Raw genomic sequence first — 6,226 nt, 5'->3', positions numbered from 1 at the left:
CTTGCTCGTATTGCTCTTCTTGCTCACTACCTGGAACTGCTTCCTCCGGGACCTGTCGTCCCAGTATCAGGCTGTCCAGCTCGGAGGGGGAACTTCAGCCCACCACTTCCCCAAGGGCAAGAACGACCCGGACTTTCGCACCAAACTCCAGATCGCGGTCGCCCTGGCCACACAGGCCAAGGACACCGGGTGGGACTTTCGGGCCGTGGCCGCCGACTGCGCCTACGGCGACCACGACAGCTTCCGCACCGACCTGTACGCGGCGAATTTGCCGTTCGTGATGGCCCTCAAACCCCGGCACGGCACGTGGGCCTACGGCCCGGACGTGCACACCCCGGTCGACGCCGCCCGCCTCCTGGCCTGGGAGGACGCCGACCATCCCGGGGAATGGACCCGCATCGAGCGCGTCTTTCGCAACGGGCACACCCGCACCTGGTGGGCCGCCGAGGCCCAGCTGGGCTGCTGGGGACCGGACGGCATCATCCGCCTGGTCGTGGCCACCGCCGACCCGGCCACCCTGCCGGAGAAAGCGACCTGGTACCTGGCCACCGACCTGCCCCGCCCCAACTCACCACGCGCCGCCACCTCGCCCCATCCACCCGCCGACCTGGCCGAGGTGGTGCGCATCTACGGGCTGCGGCACTGGATCGAGCAGAGCTACAAGCAGGTCAAGGACGAACTGGGCCGGGCCGACTTCCAAGTCCGCTCCGACACCGCCATCCGCCGCCACCAAACCCTCGTGAACTGCGCCTTCAGCTTCTGCTGGGACTCCTGGTTCGCCCCACCCCCACCGGCCGCCGATCCCTCACCCGAAACCGGAGCGTCGCCGACACCGGAAGAGAGGGGGAACCTCTCAGCCACAACAGCCACAGCCAGTCAGCTGGCCCCGCGCGATCCGGGCCGTTCGTGGCTGGCTGACGCCCTGGGCCACGCTGCAACGCTACTGGCGCGCCTGGACAGCGAAGCCCCCGCCCACCGAACTCCAGAACCTCATCGCCGCCGTCACCACCGGCAGACCTCTCGACCTCTACTGCCCGGATTAACAAACCACCGCTAGTCCCGCAGCCTCCGTTCGAAGCACTGCTCCAACGTGTGGCACACCGTTCGACGTCCCGGACAGGCTGGTGCCGGCCAAGTCGCCATGGCTCGACCCGCGTCGGCGCCGCCGCCCGCCGATCGGTTGGGAGGAGCGGGACGACGTCCGCGACGCCTTTCCCGCCCCGGTTCCTCTCGTCAACGCAGGTGAGCGGGGATCGGGCGGCGATCGGATCCTCCGGAGGGCTCAACGCCGGCGCTCGCCGAGGCCGGCGATCACGCCGATCAGGGTTGTCACCGCTGTACAGATCACGATGGTGACGGTCGGGGTGGTGGCCTGGATCAGGGCGGCGGTCAGCAGGGCGGCGGCGCCGTAACCGAGGCCGCCGGCGGCGTAGAGCAGGGAGAAGCCGGTGGCCCAGACGTTCTGCGGGAGCCGGTGCTGCAGGCCGAGGTTCCGGATGATCATCAGCGGGCTGTAGAAGAGGCCGCCGAGCAGGAAGGCTCCGAAGATGCCCCACAGCTGGCCGGTGGCGGCGCTCACGGCGAGCGCCGCCGTCATGGCGGGCAGCAGGACCAGGGTCTGTGCGGCAGTGGTGCCGGGCCAGGAGCGTCGGCCGTAGGCGAGTCCGGCCACGATGCTGGCCAGGGCGAAGGCGCCGGTGACGACACCGGTCAGGGCGAGCGGGTGGCCCGTCTCCTCCAGGCGCGGGGGCAGCACCACGTCCATGGCGCCGACCAGGAACATGCTGGCCGTGGCCAGGACCACGGTCGGCCAGGCCAGGCGTACCACGGTGAGAGTGGAGGCGGGTGCGGCGCCGCCGCCCTGTCCGCCTGTCCGGGTGTGGGGGATACGGGCGGCGAAGGCGAGCGGGGCCGCTGAGGCGATCGTCATCACCAGCAGTGCGATACGGGGTGAGACCTGGGTGGACAGCAGCGAGGCCAGCACCGGGCCGCTGGCCCACACCGCCTGGTTCAGGGCGCTCTCCAGGCTCAGCGCGGCCGGTCGCAGTGGTTCGGGGGTGGTGCCGGAGAGCTGGGCCCGCATCCCGCCGGGCACGCCGGCCGCGACGCCTCCCGCGGTGAGGGCCAGGAGGGCGAGAATCAGGAACGGAACATGTCCGGCCAGCACGGCGATCCCCGCGAAGGCGACCGCCTCGACAGCCAGGGCCAGGCGTAATTGGCCGAGGAAGGGTTTCTTGTCGAACCGGCGGCCCATCACCGGGGCACCGGCCGCCTCCCCGATGGCGTGGGCCGCGGCCAGCACGCCGCCAGCGGAGAACGACTCGGTGCTGTGCCCGAGGAACACCAGCGCCAGGGGGGCCGTGGCGACGGGCGTGCGCACGAGCGTCATCGCGGTGTACCAGGCGATCGAACCGTCGCGGCGCAGGACGTCCCGGTAAGTGGGGTTCGGCGTCGATGCCACCATCGTGTTACCACTCATGGTTTTCAACGGTAACCCGCACGAGGGGGCGCCAAACGCGCGTTACCGGCTAAACTTTATGGATGGGCAAACAGGCTGGGACGACTGTCGCAGGGCCGCGCGTGGAGGAGATGCGGGCCTTTTTGAACACATGGCTGATCCCGAACGACACGCGCGAGGAGACGGAGACGCTGCACGACCTCGCGGACTCGGCGCAGGCGTGGTCCGAGGCCCTGTCTCATCTCCCCCGACCGCGCCAGGACGAGCTGCCGGACCTGCGGCTCCTGCGCGACGACCTGCGTGCCGACGTGACCGAGCGCGGGAACAGGCGGCTGGACGACTGGCTCGCCCGGCACCCGCAGACCGTGCGCGTGGGCGAGGACGAGTTGCGGCTGGAAGGCCCGTCCGGGCCGGTCGACACCGTTCTGCGGCACGCCGTGCACCTGGTGCTCGCCGGGCGCTGGCAGCGGCTCAAGGCGTGCCCGGACTGCCGCTGGGTCTTCTACGACCAGTCCCGCAACAACACCCGCACCTGGTGCAGCATGTACGCCAACGAGACCGGGCGGGCCTGCGGCAGTATCGCCAAAGTGCGCCGCATGCGGCAGGCACAGCGGGAACGGGCAGCGGCCGAGACCCAGTGAGGGGCCCCGGCGGGTGAGCAGGCCGCCGCGCGTGCCGACGAGCAGGCGCGGCGGCCGCCGTCAGGCCGTCAGAGCGTCTCCGCGGTGCGGCGCAGCAGTTCCTCGGTGTCCGCCGCGGCGTGCGCGTCGGGTCCGTAGACGAGGTACTCCACGGTCCCGGTGCAGGGGCTGTCATCCACCAGCACGACGGCGCCGGTGTCCGTGTCGGGGCGCAGCCGCGGTTCGTAGTCGATGGCCAGCGCCAGCTTGGCGAAGTCCGCGACCGGCAAGTCGTTGCGGGTCAGCAGCGTGTGACGGTGCTGGTAGTCGTCCCCGAGCAGCCGCCGCGCCGCCGCGTGCACATGGGTGCAGCCGCCGATGCGGGCGTTGACCTCGCTGAAGAGGACCTCGCCGGACGGCGTGACGATGGAGTCGCAGTTGAGATACCCCCGGTAGCCGAGCAGCTGGAGCGTGCGCGCCATCGTCAGCGACCATTCGGTCATGGTCCGCTCCGCCTGGGCGGGCAGGTCGACGGGCGGGACGGCGAAGCCGTTCCAGATCGGTTCCATGCGCATGTCGCCGTGGTCGAGCAGCTCCGGTCCGGCCGGCGGTTCGGGCACGTACAGCTCGCTGTACAGGGTGCGGCTGTGGGGGTGGTAGACCTCGACGACCGCTTCCCCGGGGCGCAGGCCCACGGGGAAGTCGCGGGTCTGCTCGACGACCGGGAAGTGCGCCGCCAGCGCCTGTTCGACGTCGGAGCGCGCGGGGCGCCGGCCGGTCACGTGCTTGGCGCTCGCGCCGATCGGTGCCACGTCGGGATCGGTGGTGAACAAGACGTTGCCGTACCCGCTGGCGCTGAAGTCCTGCTTGACGATGACGGAGCCGGTGTGGTTCAGCAGGGCGAGGACGGCCTCCGCGGTGGCGGTACGGCTGCGGCACACCTGTCCGCGGGCGACGGGGACACCGGTGCCGGTCGCCCAGGCGCGGAAGAACGACTTGCTGTTGAAGAAGTCGCTGCCGCCCTGGGCGAAGAACGCCGCACCGGGGGCGTCGGCGTGCCCGAGCCGGTCGGCGAGGGTGGCGATGGTGCGGTCGTACAGGTACGGCGTCAGGGTCCAGTCGGGGCCCACGATCTGCGACAGGCGGTTGACCAGGGGATCTGTCAGAACAGTGCGGGCGTCGAGGAAGGTGCCCTCGGGCGGGCCGTCCGGGGCGAGGAGGGTCAGGGTGCCGCCGTCGAGCCCGAGGCGGTCGGTGAGGTAGGCGAGGAAGTCGGGGGTGAGAGGGCGGTGGGAGAGCATGGCGTCGCCGTTCTCCAGCAGCCAGGCGGTGCGGGTGGAGACGGCGTGTTGCTTGTGGGTGCCTCTGCGGTCGAAGTCGGTCAGCGGGCAGGCGAACATGTACTCGCTGGTCACATTGCCTATGACGAGTTGCGGCACAGCGGGTCCTTCCGTGCGGTGGGCGCGCACCGGGGGCCGCCTGTGCGGGCGGCCCCCGGCGGGCGGGTCAGGCGCTGCGTTCGGCGAGCTTGCTCAGGAACTTCTCCCTGTTGATCACGGCCCGGCCGTGCACTCCGCGCAGGATGACGGCCCTGCTGTCGCGAGCCTCCACGGAGAAGGTGAGGAGCTTGCCGTCGACCTCGGTCAGCATCGCGGTGACGGTGATCTCCTCGCCGGCGGGCGTGGGCGCCAGGTGCGCGGAGTCGTGGTTGAGCCCCACCGTCATCCACCCCTCGGTGAGGTGGTCGCCGAGCACGTCCATGGCGGTGACCTCACTGAGCCACAGCAGGACCGGGGTGGCCAGGACCTCGACATCGTTGTCCCAGGCGGTCGCCAGGTCGCGGGGGCCCACGACGTGCCGGCGGGTGGCGGAACGGCCGATCAAGGAGTCGAACACGGGGCGGGGCTCAGTGAGCATCTCGGACATGTCTGCCTCTCGTCGCATGGAAGCTCAGGCGGCCGTGGCCAGCCGCCGCATCTGGTTGAAGACGTTCTTGCGCTGCATCTCGGCGGTGCCGCCGGCGATGAGGGTGCCCAGCGCGTCCTGCAGGGCCCGCGCGGCCGGACCCTCCATGTAGCCGAGGTGCCCGTAGACCCGCAGGGCCGTCTCGGTGCCCAGGCGCAGCGTCTCGCCGGCGTGGTACTTGGCGACCGAGCACAGCAGGGACGCCTGCTCATCGCCACGCAGCAAGGAGTCCAGGGCGCCGTAGGAGACGTACCGGGTGGCCTCGATGGCGAACTTGGCGTCGGTGATCCGGCCCTGCACGTACTGGTGGTCGGCTATCGGCACCTTGAAGGCCTGCCTCTGGCGGGCGTAGGCGAGCACATCGTCCAGGTGGGGGTCCAGGTAGGCGGCGGCCAGCACTCCGTACAGCAGGCGGTCCAGAGCGATGGTGTTGTAGATGGCCTCGAGACCGCCGCCGATCGTGCCGACGATGTTGCGCGCCTCGACCCGCACCCCCTCGAAGGCGATCGGCCCGGTGGGGCTGGTCTGATTGCCGATCATGTTCTCCGGGTCGCCCCGGGTGACACCCTCGTCGTTCAGGTCGATCATGAACAGTGTGATGTCGCGGTCGCCCGCCTCCGGGACGTGTCCCAGTACCAGGGCCACGTCGGCCACCGGCCCGTTGGTGATGTGATCCTTGTGGCCGGTGAGCCGGTAGCCGTCACCGTCGCTGACCGCCGAGGTCCGTCCGCGGGTCACGTCCGAGCCTCCGGTGGTCTCCGTCAGGGCCGTGGCGCCGACGTCGCCCGCGAGCAGCCGGGGCACCCAGTAGTCCTTCTGCTCGTCGCTGCCGTAGGTGAGCAGGGACCGGATGAGGCCCGCCTGCGCCACCATCGACAGCGAGAAACCCAGGTCGCGGCCGCCCGCGGCGACTCCCTCGAAGGCCGCGGTGAAGTCCCACCAGGAGCCGCCGTCGCCGCCCCAGCGCCGGTCCACGGCCAACCGCCAGATGCCCGCGTCGCTGATCTCCTGCCAGGACTCGCGGTCCAGCACACCCTTGGCACGGCAGTTCTCGGCCCGCTCCGCGACCGTGCGGGCGGCGAGGTCGGCGTAGCGCTCGCGCAGGCCGGGATCGGTGAAGTGGTGCAGCATGGTCTTCCTCTCACGGTGCGTTGTTCGACAAGTCGGAGTTCGGATCAGGCGA

The 6,226-nt window shown here is 70.7% G+C and carries 6 protein-coding genes; 2 read left to right on the top strand and 4 right to left on the bottom strand.

The window, feature by feature from the left end:
- On the top strand, positions 1–1,057 hold a 1,057-nt coding region (locus IE271_RS35910), incomplete at its 5' end, for an IS701 family transposase (protein ID WP_229919808.1).
- A gap of 225 nt (positions 1,058–1,282) precedes the next feature.
- Here IE271_RS35910 and IE271_RS35905 read toward each other — a convergent pair.
- Complete coding sequence (locus IE271_RS35905) at positions 1,283–2,479, bottom strand: MFS transporter (protein WP_190194664.1); 1,197 nt, start codon at positions 2,477–2,479, stop codon at positions 1,283–1,285.
- Between the two features lie 122 nt (positions 2,480–2,601).
- Here IE271_RS35905 and IE271_RS35900 point away from each other — a divergent pair, with 122 nt between their 5' ends.
- Positions 2,602–3,099, top strand: a complete 498-nt coding sequence (locus tag IE271_RS35900) for a CGNR zinc finger domain-containing protein (RefSeq protein WP_190194663.1) — start codon at positions 2,602–2,604, stop codon at positions 3,097–3,099.
- 68 nt (positions 3,100–3,167) lie between these two features.
- Here IE271_RS35900 and IE271_RS35895 read toward each other — a convergent pair whose 3' ends face one another.
- From IE271_RS35895 to IE271_RS35885, 3 genes are all read right to left on the bottom strand, one after another.
- Entirely contained in the window at positions 3,168–4,517 is a 1,350-nt protein-coding gene (locus IE271_RS35895; RefSeq protein WP_190194662.1) for a preATP grasp domain-containing protein, read from the bottom strand.
- A 67-nt stretch (positions 4,518–4,584) separates the two neighbouring features.
- On the bottom strand, positions 4,585–5,004 hold the full coding sequence (locus IE271_RS35890) for a thioesterase family protein (protein ID WP_190194661.1): 420 nt from the start codon (positions 5,002–5,004) through the stop codon (positions 4,585–4,587).
- A gap of 24 nt (positions 5,005–5,028) precedes the next feature.
- Positions 5,029–6,174: an acyl-CoA dehydrogenase family protein gene (locus tag IE271_RS35885; protein ID WP_190194660.1), complete on the bottom strand. Its 1,146-nt coding sequence runs from the start codon at positions 6,172–6,174 to the stop codon at positions 5,029–5,031.
- Positions 6,175–6,226: the final 52 nt, after the last annotated feature.

This window comes from Streptomyces minutiscleroticus, from assembly GCF_014650875.1.
Taxonomy (GTDB): Bacteria; Actinomycetota; Actinomycetes; order Streptomycetales; family Streptomycetaceae; genus Streptomyces; species Streptomyces minutiscleroticus.
This window is presented reverse-complemented; position numbering and strand designations above follow the sequence as displayed.

What these genes read in the sequence shown, in the direction of transcription:
- IE271_RS35905 (WP_190194664.1), bottom strand. Translation starts at nt 2,479, where the DNA reads ATGAGTGGTAACACGATGGTGGCATCGACGCCGAACCCCACTTACCGG.
- IE271_RS35890 (WP_190194661.1), bottom strand. Translation starts at nt 5,004, where the DNA reads ATGTCCGAGATGCTCACTGAGCCCCGCCCCGTGTTCGACTCCTTGATC.
- IE271_RS35885 (WP_190194660.1), bottom strand. Translation starts at nt 6,174, where the DNA reads ATGCTGCACCACTTCACCGATCCCGGCCTGCGCGAGCGCTACGCCGAC.